12 protein-coding genes are annotated in these 13,344 nt (G+C 53.9%); 6 read left to right on the top strand and 6 right to left on the bottom strand.

Translation table 11 applies throughout. The annotated features are described in order from the left end of the window. Positions 1-22 precede the first annotated feature (22 nt). Positions 23-1,693, top strand: a complete 1,671-nt coding sequence (gene ettA, locus R3C20_19305) for an energy-dependent translational throttle protein EttA (GenBank protein MEZ6042650.1) — start codon at positions 23-25, stop codon at positions 1,691-1,693. 108 nt (positions 1,694-1,801) lie between these two features. On the opposite strand, the gene mntR is transcribed toward ettA, so the two are convergent. Then, positions 1,802-2,299, bottom strand: a complete 498-nt coding sequence (mntR, locus tag R3C20_19300; GenBank protein MEZ6042649.1) for a manganese-binding transcriptional regulator MntR — start codon at positions 2,297-2,299, stop codon at positions 1,802-1,804. A gap of 22 nt (positions 2,300-2,321) precedes the next feature. On the opposite strand from mntR, the gene R3C20_19295 reads away from it, so the two are divergent. From R3C20_19295 to R3C20_19285, 3 genes are all read left to right on the top strand, one after another. Beyond that, positions 2,322-3,377: a DUF1559 domain-containing protein gene (locus R3C20_19295; protein MEZ6042648.1), complete on the top strand. Its 1,056-nt coding sequence runs from the start codon at positions 2,322-2,324 to the stop codon at positions 3,375-3,377. Positions 3,378-3,388: 11 nt separating this feature from the next. Further along, entirely contained in the window at positions 3,389-3,715 is a 327-nt protein-coding gene (locus R3C20_19290; GenBank protein ID MEZ6042647.1) for a hypothetical protein, read from the top strand. A gap of 205 nt (positions 3,716-3,920) precedes the next feature. Next, positions 3,921-5,276: a carbon-nitrogen hydrolase family protein gene (locus tag R3C20_19285; GenBank protein ID MEZ6042646.1), complete on the top strand. Its 1,356-nt coding sequence runs from the start codon at positions 3,921-3,923 to the stop codon at positions 5,274-5,276. 43 nt (positions 5,277-5,319) lie between these two features. Here the strand turns inward: R3C20_19285 and ribF are convergent, their stop codons facing one another. Both ribF and R3C20_19275 read right to left on the bottom strand, forming a co-directional pair. After that, positions 5,320-6,240 carry a riboflavin biosynthesis protein RibF gene (gene ribF / locus R3C20_19280; protein ID MEZ6042645.1) on the bottom strand — a complete coding sequence of 307 codons (921 nt, stop codon included), beginning with the start codon at positions 6,238-6,240 and terminating at the stop codon, positions 5,320-5,322. Positions 6,241-6,251: 11 nt separating this feature from the next. Beyond that, positions 6,252-8,444: a hypothetical protein gene (locus R3C20_19275; protein MEZ6042644.1), complete on the bottom strand. Its 2,193-nt coding sequence runs from the start codon at positions 8,442-8,444 to the stop codon at positions 6,252-6,254. A gap of 545 nt (positions 8,445-8,989) precedes the next feature. On the opposite strand from R3C20_19275, the gene R3C20_19270 reads away from it, so the two are divergent. Next, the gene (locus R3C20_19270) at positions 8,990-10,066 is read left to right on the top strand and encodes a hypothetical protein (protein ID MEZ6042643.1); all 1,077 of its coding nucleotides are present in this window, start codon (positions 8,990-8,992) and stop codon (positions 10,064-10,066) included. Positions 10,067-10,111: 45 nt separating this feature from the next. Continuing rightward, positions 10,112-11,311 (top strand): Gfo/Idh/MocA family oxidoreductase, encoded by a 1,200-nt coding sequence (locus tag R3C20_19265; GenBank protein MEZ6042642.1) that lies wholly within the window; start codon positions 10,112-10,114, stop codon positions 11,309-11,311. Between the two features lie 198 nt (positions 11,312-11,509). On the opposite strand, the gene R3C20_19260 is transcribed toward R3C20_19265, so the two are convergent. From R3C20_19260 to R3C20_19250, 3 genes are all read right to left on the bottom strand, one after another. Then, the gene (locus R3C20_19260; GenBank protein MEZ6042641.1) at positions 11,510-11,929 is read right to left on the bottom strand and encodes a DoxX family protein; all 420 of its coding nucleotides are present in this window, start codon (positions 11,927-11,929) and stop codon (positions 11,510-11,512) included. A gap of 41 nt (positions 11,930-11,970) precedes the next feature. Then, the gene (locus R3C20_19255) at positions 11,971-12,684 is read right to left on the bottom strand and encodes a pirin family protein (protein MEZ6042640.1); all 714 of its coding nucleotides are present in this window, start codon (positions 12,682-12,684) and stop codon (positions 11,971-11,973) included. 65 nt (positions 12,685-12,749) lie between these two features. Next, positions 12,750-13,223 (bottom strand): MarR family transcriptional regulator, encoded by a 474-nt coding sequence (locus tag R3C20_19250; protein ID MEZ6042639.1) that lies wholly within the window; start codon positions 13,221-13,223, stop codon positions 12,750-12,752. Positions 13,224-13,344 lie beyond the last annotated feature (121 nt).

The following is a 13,344-nucleotide window of genomic DNA, read 5'->3' as shown; positions in this document are numbered from 1 at the left end:
ACGAGATTTGAAAGCTCCCACAATGGCTCAGCAGTACATCATGACGATTGAGAGTCTCACTCGACTTTATGACGAGAAGGAGATCCTGTCTGATATTTGGCTGTCGTTCTATCCAGGGGCAAAAATTGGGGTGCTTGGCAGCAACGGTGCGGGTAAAAGCACGCTGTTGAAAATCATGGCCGGCGAAGACAAGGACTTCATGGGGACTGTCCGGCCTGCAAAGGGAATCAGGATTGGCTATTTCCCACAGGAGCCCCGGCTCGATCCGGAACGAACCGTTGGTGAGTGTGTTGAAGACGCTGTTGCGGATTCGCGAGCGGTCCTGGATCGCTTCAACGAATTGAGTATGAAGCTGGGCGAGGATATGTCGCCTGAGGAAATGGAGAAGCTTCTTGACGAACAAGCGCGCGTTCAGGACGAAATCGATCTCAAGAATCTCTGGGAACTGGATCGGACTCTGGAAATCGCGGCTGATGCAATGATGCTTCCGCCTGCCGAATCAAAGATTGCCACGCTGTCTGGTGGAGAAAAACGCCGTGTGGCGATGTGTCAGTTACTATTGATGAATCCGGATATGTTGTTGCTGGACGAACCAACGAACCATCTGGATGCCACATCCATTGCATGGCTGGAACGGTTTCTCCACCAGTTCCCGGGAACTGTTGTGGCCGTGACGCACGATCGCTATTTCCTGGACAATGTGGCTGGCTGGATTCTTGAGCTCGACCGCGGACGCGGTATCCCGTACGAAGGGAATTACACGTCGTGGCTTGAGCAGAAACGAAAACGTCTGGAACTGGAAGAACGCAACGAATCCCGGCGCCAGAAGGAGCTGAAACGGGAACTTGAATGGGTTCGCATGTCGCCCAAAGCGCGAGCCACGAAGAACAAAGCCCGACTGGAACGCTACAACGAACTGGCCTCACAGCAGTATGACGCCCGCGATGAAGCCGCTCAGATTCAGATTCCAACGTCACGGAAGCTGGGGCAACTGGTCGTCAAGGCAGAGAACCTGAAGAAATCATTTGGTGATCGGGTCTTGTTTGAGGATCTGAATTTCGACCTTCCGCCCGGTGGTATCGTGGGAGTCATCGGTCCGAATGGAGCTGGCAAGACGACTCTTTTCCGCATGATTATGGGAACAGAACAGCCAGATTCCGGGACGTTGCGGATTGGAGAAACGGTCGATATTTCGTACGTCGATCAGTCGCGTGATGCTCTCGATCCGAAAAAGACGGTGTACCAGGAAATCTCCGGTGGGCACGACACCCTGGAAGTCGGATCTGTAAAGATTCACGCGAGGGCCTACTGCGGGCGTTTCAATTTCAAAGGTCCGGATCAGCAGAAGTTTGTGGGTCAGCTGTCCGGTGGCGAACGTAATCGCGTCCACATGGCAAAACTTTTGCGTTCAGGGGGGAATCTTCTTCTGCTGGACGAACCAACAAACGACCTGGACGTTGATACTCTTCGAGCTCTGGAAGAGGGGCTCTCCAATTTCGGTGGCTGTGCCGTTGTTGTCAGCCACGACCGGTGGTTTCTCGACCGAATTGCCACGCATATTATGGCATTCGAAGGTGACAAAGTTGTCTGGTGCGAAGGAAACTACCGTATCTACGAACAGCAGCTTCGCGAACGACTTGGTGACGATGCGGAGACTCCAAAGGGCGGACGATTTAAACCGCTCAGCCGATGACTCCGGCTGTCCGTTGAAAAACCGGGACAGGCAGGCAGGACGACTGGAAACCGTCGTGTCTTAAGGTCTCCTGCTCGAGCCAGCCCCGTTTTTCAGCAGGCTGCCAGGCTAGCGCTTGCTGGCAAAATTCTCCATCAGCGATAACGTGGATGGGCTGACGTGGTGCTCGATTCCTTCTGAATCGACGCGGGCTGTCTGTTCGTCGACGCCCAGTGCAAGCAGGAATTGATAGACAATTTTGTGTCTTCGGCGGCATTCCGCCGCCAGTTTGCGCCCTTTTGCGGTTAGAGAAACCGGACCATAGGGTTCGGTGATGGCGTACCCGTCGCGCTGCAGTCGGTTGATGGTCTTGTTGACGGTCACATTGCTGACTTCGAAATGCCGCGCCAGGTCCACGCCACGGCAGACTCCGGCATTGTCAGTAATCTCTGCAATCGCTTCCACGTAGTCTTCGGTCGTTTCTGTCGCGTGGTCGTCGCGTGTCCGCGTGTGTTGGTTTCGTTGTGTGCCTTTTTTCACTTTTGTCTGCCGGAAGTCAGGAAGTTTCAGTTTTTTGCTGGCCATATTGTTAGTCGACGCTAAATTAGCCTGTGCTAAGTTAGTCATGGCTAATTTTTAGGGGCCTCGGATGCGTCGCGGATTTACCCTCATCGAACTGTTGGTTGTGATTGCGGTTGTCGCAATTCTTATTGGGCTTCTTCTTCCTGCCGTTCAGGAAGCTCGGGAAGCAGCACGACGAACACAATGCCGTAATAATCTGAAGCAGCTTGGGCTTGCCGTTCACAATTATCACGACGTTCATCAGCGTTTGCCTGCCGGATACTACTCGTTTGCGGCATCCAGCGGAATGCCGCCCAACGTGGCCGACCACGACTCAATCACATGGGACGCCACGCCCGGGTGGGGGTGGCTTTCATCTTTGTTACCGTACATCGACCAGGGGAATCTCAGCAGTCAAATTGATACTCGCCTTCCGATCTGGGATCCTCAGCATCGCCAGACCGTGTCTGTTCGGTTGGCAGCGTTGTTGTGCCCTTCTTCTTCAGGAGATTCGGAACCTTTTTCCGTGATGGGTGCGAGCGGAATATTGCAAACGTCCGGTGGTGCTGTTCTTCTTGGAAGGTCGCATTATGTGGCAAGTCACGGGCAGGAATCCTGCTGGGGCGAGTGTGGTGGTTCTTTAACCGGCATCAGGTTCGTAAATATTTACACGGGCGAAACCGAAACCGTTCGGATTGAAGGAAATGTGTCTCGTGTTGCCGACGGACCTTTCTATCGTAATTCAGCGACGCGATTCCGTGATGTGACGGATGGGTTGTCGAACACTATCTTTCTGGGAGAGCATTCCTCTCAGTTAAGCGACAAGTCCTGGGCGGGAGTTGTCCCCGGTGCCATCGTCACGCCACGGATTGATTCGCCTCTGAACGCACCGGATTCTGCCGCCACATTGACTCTGGTCCACGCCGGTCCATCGGGCGGTGAACTGGATATCACTGGTTACCCGATTATTCATCCCGTCAATTTTCCCGCCTACCACGTGGGCCAGATGTACTCCGAACATCCCGGCGGCGGATTTGTTTGTCTGGGTGATGGCTCCGTCCGGTTTATTTCCGAGGACATTTATCTGTTCACCTGGGCTGAGCTATCCAGCATGGCCGAAGGAGAATTGATCGGCGAGTTTTAAGGAGGCCAGCCATGAGGATTGAGTCTGGTGCGGTGCGATTGGGTTTGCACAGGTGTTGCCAGTTGTGGGTGCTGTTTCTGGTCGTGTTTGGTTGCGGGCGATCGCCCGAACTGAGCCAGTCTGCGTCGGAGTATACCGTCGCCATTTATAGTGCGTGCAGCGTGCGGAACATGGAAAGGCTGGAGGCGGCAGCAGTTCAGCTTGCTGAATCCCGTCGTGAAGATTTGCTGGAAAGTGAGCGGGTCCTTTTGTCGGAGATCATGGCCGAAGCAAGAGCAGGCGAATGGACGTCCGCAGTACAGCGGTGCCGCACACTCCTGAATGCTCAGCGAAAATAGCTCCTGAATTGATGCGTTGTACCGCCTTTGCTTCATGCAAAATGGTGTCTTGACTTGATCTCCCGGGGCTGCTGAATGATGCTGATGATTGCTGAAGAGACCTTTCATTGGTTTTCGGGAATCTGCCATGCAGTCCATACACTCTCCTTCACACTCTTGTTCGCACACACTTCTTTCCGTTTTGGCGGAACAAATACACGGAAGGATGGCTGTGTTCGCAGTCGTACTGACGGTGGTTTGTTCGGCCGCTGCTGGTGATGATCAGAAGAATGTCTGGGTTCCGGAATCTCCCCGCGATGAGATCCGACCAGCTTTCACACGGACTGAATCCGGAGGACCCGAGAATCAGGCGATCCTGTCGATCTGTGCGGACGAACGTCCGGGATTGTTCGGCCGGTGGACAAAGACTATTGCGGTCGAGGGCGGGGCCTGGTACGAGTTCAGGTGCATGCGCCAATGTGAAGGTGTCAAGTTTCCTCGACGTACGGCCGTTGTGCGGTTATTGTGGCAGGGCGAAGGCGGGAAGCCGGTTGAACGAGATGAGCCATCGTTTGCCAGTTATCGGCCTGGTGAAAAGCCTCGCGCCGAACCTGAATATGTTCAAGACCAGCTGGTCAACGACGTTCATTTGTCGGAAGTTTGGGTGGAAGTTTCCGGAACTTTCCGGGCACCCGAAGCCGCTCGCTTTGCCCGCATCGAACTGGACTATCGCTGGCAGCCTCATGGAGTCGTTCGCTGGACGGAGCCATCGATGGTTAAAGTCGCTGCGCCGAAGTCCCGGACCGTTCGACTAGCGACTGTTCACTACCGACCATCGTCGGGAAGAACTGCGGAAGAAAAGCGAAAGCAGTTTGCTCCTTTGATTGCAGAAGCGGCCGCCAAACATGCGGATCTCGTTGTGCTGCCTGAAACACTCACCTATTACGGTTCGGGGCTTTCGTTTGCAGATGTGGCAGAACCGATTCCCGGGCCGTCGTCGAAGTATTTCGCTGGGCTTGCCAAAGAACACGGACTGTACATCGTCGCTGGACTGGTTGAGCGTGATGGACCACTCTTGTTCAATGTTGCGGTACTGTTGGGGCCGGACGGCGATGTTGTGGGAAAATATCGTAAAGTCACTTTGCCCCGTGGGGAAATCGAGGCGGGGATCACGCCGGGCGAAGAGTACCCGGTTTTCGAAACACGTTTTGGCAAAGTCGGAATGATGGTTTGTTATGACGGCTTCTTTCCTGAGGTGGCCCGAGAACTGACGAACAATGGTGCTGAGGTCATTGCCTGGCCCGTCTGGGGCTGTAATCCCCTTCTTGCGAAGGCCCGGGCCTGCGAGAATCACGTTTGGATCGTGAGCAGTACGTACACTGATCATGCTGCAGACTGGATGCTTTCAGCGGTATTTGATCATGCGGGGAATACGGCTGCTGTTGCGGAAACGTTTGGGACTGTGGCCATTCATGAGGTTGACCTTGGGAAACCGCTTTACTGGCAAAGTCTGGGAGACTTCAAAGCGCAGATTCCGCACCATCGCCCAGTCGTGATCGGTGAATCACCACGCGGGAAATGATCTGAGTCCAACGATGATCTGCACCGAACAGCAGCCATGCCATCTACAGATAAGGAGATACAATCCGCCGGCAGGATTGAACATCGACTTCAATTTGAGCGACGAGTTCCGCCGGTGAGGCAAAGCTTTGCAGCGTTCGGACTTCGGCGATCAGCTGGACCGACAACTCCGTACCGTAGAGTGACCCTGTGAACTGATCGATGTGGCATTCGACTTTATGTCGTCCGTCTGCAAATGTCGGGTTCGGTCCGATATGCACTGCGACAACATAGTTCGTTCCGTTGATGGTTGTGAGTCCCGCATAGACTCCTGCAGAAGGAACCAGTGTCGGTATTCGTTCGAGATTGGCGGTGGGGAATCCAATTCCTGTGCCGCGTCCCGCGCCCGCGGAAACGACGCCGCTGATGGTGTAGGGATGTCCGAGAAGTGTGCATGCTTCTGCAATTTGACCATGCACAAGCAGTTTGCGAATTCGGCTTGAAGAAATCTCAAATGATTCGGTGGTCACTATGTCTGTGAGCTGCAGCCGGATATCCGCGCCATCGCACATTTGCTGAAGTTCGCTTGTGCCGGCGAGGCGATTACGACCAAAGCGAAAGTTGACGCCTTCAGTCATGCCGCGAGCCTGTAATTGATTCACAACGAAGCTGTCAAAAAACTGCCGGGCGGACATAGCCATCAACTCGGACGTGACTGGAAGCACCACGACGTGGTCCATTCCAGCCTGCTTCAGCAGTCGAATTCGTTCCGGGATGTCGGTGAGGATTGGAGGGGCAAAGTCCGGCCGTAACACGGCTACCGGGTGCGGGTGGAACGTGACAGCCACGGTGTGAGTGCGTACTTGCCTTGCCAGCGCCACCAGAGAATCGAGCATTATCCGGTGACCACGATGCACACCGTCGAAGTTGCCGATCGAAATACAACCGTTTCTTGCCGAGTCCGGTACGAAATCAAAACTGAGCATGTGTTCTGTTTTCAGGGAGCTGTTCCCAGTTGAACCTTCATCAGACACAGCCTTTTGCGTTCGCCGGTTTCGTAAAGGTCTTCGAGCATATCTGACATTGATGGCGAGTAGTCTATCGAACGCCGGAGACGTCCAAACTGGATCGTGATGGGTTTCTGAAAGTCGAGCAGTGGCATGTCTGGTCCCAGGCGGACAGTCACCGAACTTCCGGGGCACTGGCTGATCAGAATGCCATTTCCTGCGGTCAGTCGTGCGGTCAATTCGCCTGCGCGGAAGGAACTGTCGCTCCAAACGGTTGGTTGGTCAAGTTGAGCAAACTGAGCGGGCAACGAGCCAGCTTCGATCCATGCCCAGCGTCTGTCTGTCGATCGGAGTAGCTGAGCATTGATGAGCTCGGGTTGCATATTTCTCTTTTGAAACTGCATCCATTCGAACACTTCGGGAAGTTCTTCCTGGTAGCTTTCGAAGCCACGGTCGGGATAAATGGCAAGCAGGACATCGGCCAGTTGTTTCGACCTGGTGTCGCGTTTGAAAAGCTGTGTCAGCAGGTATCGCATTCGTTCGAACCAGTTGCCCTGCCCTTCACCGATGACAATGTACCAGGGCAGATCGGGATTGTTCATGGCCGTCCACTGGAAGTGTCGACGCCCCATTCCGGAGATCGAAACGACTCCGGCGATTGAATCGCTGTGTGACGTTGCCATGTCAATGGCTGCTTCACTGCCCATGCCATGGCCCACGGCAAATATGCGATCATCATCGACAGGCAGCGTATGTTTGAGATGCCTGAGCGCATTCAGGAACAGTGCGTGCTGAACTGCAGACGCGTCGTAATCGGCTGCGTTTGTTTCGAATAACTCGATGCTGGCAACAATGCTTCCGTAGTTGTCCGCATGCGGTCCCCAGAATGAAACCGTGTCATCAATGGAAATACCCTCGCGAGCGAATGCAAGGACGACCGGGTACAGTCGATGTGGATTGAATTCAGGCGGTAGTTGAATGGCCATCGCCGGCAGACCTTCCATCGCTTCTGTTCGATATCGTCGACTTGCCGGATTCATGTCCATTGAAAGTCGTGGTGGATCGATTGCAGGAAGCTGAAGTATGAGCGAACCCAGACGCTCAGCGCTGACACCTTCCAGGTCGCCGATCCGTTGTTGAAGTTCGGCACGGTAAGCGCTCTCCGAAGGTGTCGACAAAAGGTAATCAATCACCAATTGCCGCGCTTCGAACAGACCAAGCGACTCTTCCAGATTCTGGAGGGCGTTTTCGGTACCAATGATCCAGCCGGATATTGCCAGGGCCAGTGAAGCTTCAGCGGGCAGGTCATCGGCAGCCGACAGAAGCTCGAATGCCGCAAAGCGATCGATCGTGTCGGGGTGAATTCCTGCGATGATTTCCGGGATCACGAGACTGGTACGTTGCTGAAGTGATTCGTCTGAGATTCGAGCGACAAGACTGTTCAGCTTCAGGCGAACGGCGTTGCACCTTGCGTCGATTTGATCGACGGTTGTTGCAAGCTGCCTGGCCTGCAGGAGCACTTCCGGAGCCAGATCTTCGGTTGGGAATAGTCGCCCGGCATTCTGTGCCAGTCGGTACTGGCCTCCCTGAAAGCGATGATCCAGGACGGAAAGCAATTGCCTGCCTCTTGCCGTGAGGAGTTCGGTTCGCAGTTGCGGAATCTGGTCGGCAATATCCGGGAAGTCCTCCTGAATGGATGAGAGAACAGCCGCCGCTTCATCGATACGCTCAGCCTTGATCAGCATTTTTGCAACATCGAGTCTTTTGAAGCCATCTTTTTCGAACCCGGGTGTCGTGGAGAGCATGCCGGGGAAAAGGATCCCCGCCGGCAAAGTGCGTGTCGAGACTTTCAGTTTCCAGTTGTGGGTCAAACCGATTGCTTCGGCGAACAGTTCATTCACCTGAACGATGCCAAGTCGAATCTCTTCAACCTTTCCTCGACTTGTCTGCACTCTTACCGTTGTCGTTCCATCCGGCTGGAACGGAGCAAAGCCAATCGGTCCCACGATCTGCGGTAGTCTGTCACGGCCTGTGCGTTTCTGAGGGATTGCGAAACTCTGCACAGGCCAGTCATTCGGATTGGGAATCGTTGTCGAACTCGTACGACTGCCTACGAAGACTCGGCGATACCCCTGATCTATACAGCGAAGGGAAATCCCCAGGTCAATGACAGGATCCGTCATTTGAAACGTGTTGGTGGTCCAGCAGTTTCCGTGCAGAATCATTCCATTGTCGAGGCGGACTGCTCCCGCTTGCGGAGGAGTGGGCGGCGCAGACGCAAGGCCTGGATGCGTCAACAAGAAAACGGCACCAAACGCAGCGAGGCAGATCGAAAAAATTCGCAGAAAAAAATTTGGTTGTACCACCAGAAGATCAACAGTTTCTTAGGGAGACAGTGAAGGACGGTCGGTGCTCGGCCTGTTCCGGCACTCTAATCTTTCTGTAACGAAATGCCCAGATACCAGGAATCCGGACACCTGCAATCCTCCGACAATACGCGAGAAAAGAGGCACGATCGTCGCAGATGTCGCGGAATTTGATGCATTTCCTGCCGGAATCAGCACAATAAAGTCGTTCCGTCTGTGAAGAAGCTGTCAAACCAGCGAGCTGTATCGCGACTGACGGTGCTCTTCGTTAGTATTCGGGCTGGGAAGTTTTCCGGAAACGATGAATCGCCTGGTTACTTCGCGGGTCCTGGGTTTTAAGTTTTCTTTAAGAGTACCCTGGCATGGCATGGCATGATAACAACGGTTCGGCCGTCACTTTCGTGAAATCTACTTCAGCGCAATCTTCCAGCAGGAAAGCAGGAGCGATCGCTTGCCTCAGCATATTGTCGCTGCTTTGTATGGCGGCCCTGCCGGGGCAAGTAAACGCTCAGCAGGAGAAAGAGAAGGCTGGCGAGAAAACGAAGCCTCAAACTGGAGAGCCCGCCGCCGAAAGTGAACGCAATCACGAATACGTTCGTATCCGCAAGAATGACCGCCGACTGGCAGTAGCCCTCGAAACATCTGTCGTCACGATGACAGATTCTCCCGATTTCCCCGGAGCAACAGTAGACCTGATCGGCGCGGTCCATCTGGGGGAAACCGGCTACTACGAAAAACTGAATGCGATGTTTCAGGAATACGATGTGGTGCTGTTTGAAGCCGTCATGCCTGAAGAAGCTGTGAGGCGAAATCTTCGGCCGGGCGGCAAAGCTTCAGCAAGGAAAGCATTGACAGATGAGGATGAATGGACAGAAGCCAAGGTCGGACTGACGGCGATTTCCGTATTGCAGCTCGGAATGAAGGACGCTTTGGGGCTGGACTTTCAATTGTCAGCTGTGGACTACACGAATCCGAATTTTGTTCATGCCGATATGACGGCCGAACAATTTGAAGAGACGATGAAGAGCCGTGGTGAATCGTTTTCGCAGATGCTCGCCCGGGAGATGGCAAAAGCCATGGGGCAGGAACAAAATCCATTGGCGACAAATCTGGACGTGGTGCTGTCTGCTTTGTCGAATGACCGCGTATACCGAATTCGACGCATTGCCGCCGCACAGCTTGCCAAAGCTGGCGACATTGATCCGTTTGCGGGAAGTGATGGCACGTCGACAATTATCACCGAGCGAAATCTCGCCGCATTAAAAGTACTTCGATCGGAGCTTAAGAAAGGGCACCGAAAAATCGGCGTCTTTTATGGAGCCGGTCACTTCGGGGACATGGAAAAACGAATGGTCAACGATTTCAGATTCGTGCGTTCCGCGGAATCATGGCTCGTCGCGTGGCATCTTCGCCCTCCCGAAAATGACGACACGAAGTAGAGTCCGGAAATCGATCCATCAGTTCAGTTCGACGATGAGACAAACATGACCCGAATCGCTTTACTCGGCACGGGGTTAATCGGCCGGTTCTATACCGAATCACTTCACGGCAAGAGGTCCCGTGATCGAATTTCGCTGGTCTATTCGAGGACGGAATCTCGAGCATCTGAATTCGCCAGGCAGTACAACATTCCACTCCATACGACGGACCTTCAGCAGGCCGTGGATTGTCCGGATATCGATGCGGTCATCGTCGGCTTGCCGAATCATCTTCATGAAGAAGCCGTGACCGCCGCCGCCAAAGCAGGAAAAGCGATTCTTTGTACGAAGCCCCTCGGCAGGAATGCGGACGAGGCACTGAGAATGCTGCAGGTGGTTGAACAGGCCGGGGTCTATCATGCGTATCTGGAAGATCTTGTCTACACCCCAAAGACTCTGAAGGCACTGGAATCTGTCCGAGCGGGAGCGATCGGGGATGTGCTCTGGGTTCGTTCAAGAGAAACACATCCCGGGCCGCACAGCGACTGGTTCTGGAATCGAGAGCTGTCCGGCGGCGGGGCAATTGTTGATATGGGATGCCACTGCATCGAGATTGCGCGAAATTTCATTGGCAAGGACATCCGCCCGATCGAGGTGATTTGCTGGGCTGATACTCAGGTGCATCCAATTGAAGCCGAAGATCACGCTGTTGGCATGGTGAAATATGCGAATGGTGCAATTGGTCAGTTTGAAGTGAGTTGGGCATTTCGAGGCGGAATGGATCTGCGGGATGAGGTTGCAGGCACGGATGGCACGATTTGGTTAAACCATTGGTTGCGAACCGGCACCGAGATGTTTTCGGCCGGTGGCCAGAAAGGTTACGTTGCAGAAAAAGCCGAAACAGAATCGGGTTGGCTGTTTCCAGTCGGTGACGAAGCCGCCGCCCTGGGTTACACCGATATGTTTGCCGATGCCCTGAATGCGCTGGAAGAAAATCGCAGACCGATGGAGGATTTCTACGACGGCTACATCGTGAACGCGATTATCGATGCTGCTTATCGATCCGCAGATAGTAAGAAGTGGGAATCCGTTGCGTTGCCGATCTGGCGTGGGCAGGACGCCGTCCGCCGCGTTGGTAAGACGCGGGAATTCGATGAAACACACCTGCTCATTAAAGAAGAGAAAATGCCAGACGGAAGTGCCAGGCTCATCCTTCGCGATAAACTGACCGGCGAAATCATTCAACGCATCTCCAGACCGTCTTGAATGAATTGCTCAAAGCAATTCGGTACCGAGGCCTTCGTTCCTCTTCTCAGTTGCCAACGCCTGCATAATACACTCCCGCTCAGGCAATTGTCGGCAGGCAAACTCTTTCTGATCCGTTCGATTTGCTATCGCCAGGGAATGCAATCCACTGGGAATTTCTGGACATCTGGCGTCATCCCTCGTCTCCAAAAGCTTTTGTTACGGCGCAGGTGGCACCGCTGGGTTGTTCCGGGAGTCGATGCTGAAGGACCCGGCTCCGTTCGCCACCAGAAAGACCATTGTTCCCATCAGCGACAGATTCTTCATGAACTGGATCATCTGCGTCTGCTGCTCCTGCCCTTCAAAGCTCCAGAAATCGTGGAAGAAGTAAGTGGCGAGGGCCAGAAATATCAACAGCAGAGCCGCGCCAATTCGGGTCTTGTACCCGGCGATCACGGACAGGCTCCCGGCGATCAGAAACACGATGGCGCCAACCAGCATGACCTGCGGCATGGGTATTCCTTCGGAGGACATATAAGTGGCGACGTTGTTGAACTGAGGAATCTTGTTGCCGATCGCACTCATCAGAAAGATAGTTGCGATCATAAGACGGCCCAGGGCCGAAGCGACTGCCTGCATCAATAGTTCTCCTTTTGTCTTGGTGATTCTTCGTCGTTAGGTTATGCCAGATCAAACAGCATGATTTCAGCATCTTCATTCGCCTGGATGGTCAATATGGTCTCGTCGCTTATGGCGGCTCCATCGCTGCTGCCCAGTGTGATGCCGTTGAATGCGGTACCGTTCAGCACAACGAGGCCTCGGAGAACCTGAAGCCAGGCATAACGCCCCGGCAGAAGCTCATGTTTGACTTTGTGACCAGCGTCTATCTTTGACAGATAGATGCGAGCATCCTGGTGGATCAGGAGCGAGCCATTTTCTGCGTTTTGCGAGGCCACAAGCCGCAGACGGTTCTGCCGCTCCTCAATGGGAAATTGTTTCTGCTCATAGCTCGGCTCGATTCCTTTGCGTTCTGGGAACAGCCAAATCTGGTACAGATGAACGGGCTCGGAATCCGACGGGTTAAACTCGCTGTGCGTGATCCCGGTGCCCGCTGACATTCGCTGAAACTCACCTGGCCGGAGAATTTCGCCATTGCCCATTGAGTCCTTATGTTCCAGGGCCCCTTCAAGGACGTACGTCACAATTTCCATGTCGTGATGCGGGTGCGTCCCGAATCCCTGACCCGGAGCCACGATGTCCTCATTCATCACGCGCAGCGAGCGGAAACCCATATGATCGGGGTCTCGGTACGTTGAGAATGAGAACGTGTGGTGAGTGTCCAGCCATCCGTGGTAGGCGTGGCCCCGGTCGTGTGCTTTTCGAATCTGAATCATTGCTTCCTCCGTTTATTGCTTACTGATAATTAGTTTATATGTGATTCATATGGGCAAAAAAATGGTTATGCAGTCACACTTTCGCGAGCTTTCTCCAGCAGTCGGCTGAGTTCCCTAAGTTCCGTTGCCGTGAGGTGGCCGATGAGTTGCTTGTGCAGATCGATCACCGGGCTGTCCATCCGGCTCAGTAGTTGTCCGGCTTTCTCCGTGAGTTCGACATAGATGACTCTTCGATCCTCGGAACAGCGTTCCCGGGTGATGAGTTCCTGTTTTTCCAGGCGGTCCAGCAGCCCGGTCATTGCCGGCACCACCTGAATCATACGTTGTGCGATTTCGAGACAGGGCATCCGCTTCCCTTCGCCCCGAAGGATACGGAGCACGTTGTACTGCGAGGCGGTCAAGCCAAAGTCGCGGAATAGTCTGCCAAAACGGTTTTGGAACTGATCGTTCGTCCGCAGGATGTTCAGCATCGCTTCCTGTTCGGGCGAATCGAACGGCTGCTTCTTCCTGAGTTCGTTTTGCAATCGGCTTTTCGACATGACTTCCTCTCATGTGGATACATTACATGTCATTTAATTTTGTGTCAACTGATTTTTCTTTTTCATCAAGAGCAGAGCAGTGAACGTCATACACCCTGGCCTGTCCTTTCCGTCGCAGGAC

The sequence above is a fragment of the Planctomycetaceae bacterium genome (assembly GCA_041398825.1).
Classification (GTDB): Bacteria; Planctomycetota; Planctomycetia; order Planctomycetales; family Planctomycetaceae; genus F1-80-MAGs062.
Note: the sequence above shows the minus strand (reverse complement) of the source record. Positions and strands in the feature narration are given on the sequence as shown.

Coding starts and splice junctions, on each gene's coding strand:
- R3C20_19285 (MEZ6042646.1), top strand. CDS start 3,921: ATGGCTGTGTTCGCAGTCGTACTGACGGTGGTTTGTTCGGCCGCTGCT.
- ribF (MEZ6042645.1), bottom strand. CDS start 6,240: ATGCTCAGTTTTGATTTCGTACCGGACTCGGCAAGAAACGGTTGTATT.
- R3C20_19290 (MEZ6042647.1), top strand. CDS start 3,389: ATGAGGATTGAGTCTGGTGCGGTGCGATTGGGTTTGCACAGGTGTTGC.
- R3C20_19255 (MEZ6042640.1), bottom strand. CDS start 12,684: ATGATTCAGATTCGAAAAGCACACGACCGGGGCCACGCCTACCACGGA.
- ettA (MEZ6042650.1), top strand. CDS start 23: ATGGCTCAGCAGTACATCATGACGATTGAGAGTCTCACTCGACTTTAT.
- R3C20_19270 (MEZ6042643.1), top strand. CDS start 8,990: ATGGCATGGCATGATAACAACGGTTCGGCCGTCACTTTCGTGAAATCT.
- R3C20_19275 (MEZ6042644.1), bottom strand. CDS start 8,444: ATGACGGATCCTGTCATTGACCTGGGGATTTCCCTTCGCTGTATAGAT.
- R3C20_19265 (MEZ6042642.1), top strand. CDS start 10,112: ATGACCCGAATCGCTTTACTCGGCACGGGGTTAATCGGCCGGTTCTAT.
- R3C20_19260 (MEZ6042641.1), bottom strand. CDS start 11,929: ATGCAGGCAGTCGCTTCGGCCCTGGGCCGTCTTATGATCGCAACTATC.
- R3C20_19295 (MEZ6042648.1), top strand. CDS start 2,322: ATGCGTCGCGGATTTACCCTCATCGAACTGTTGGTTGTGATTGCGGTT.
- R3C20_19250 (MEZ6042639.1), bottom strand. CDS start 13,223: ATGTCGAAAAGCCGATTGCAAAACGAACTCAGGAAGAAGCAGCCGTTC.
- mntR (MEZ6042649.1), bottom strand. CDS start 2,299: ATGACTAACTTAGCACAGGCTAATTTAGCGTCGACTAACAATATGGCC.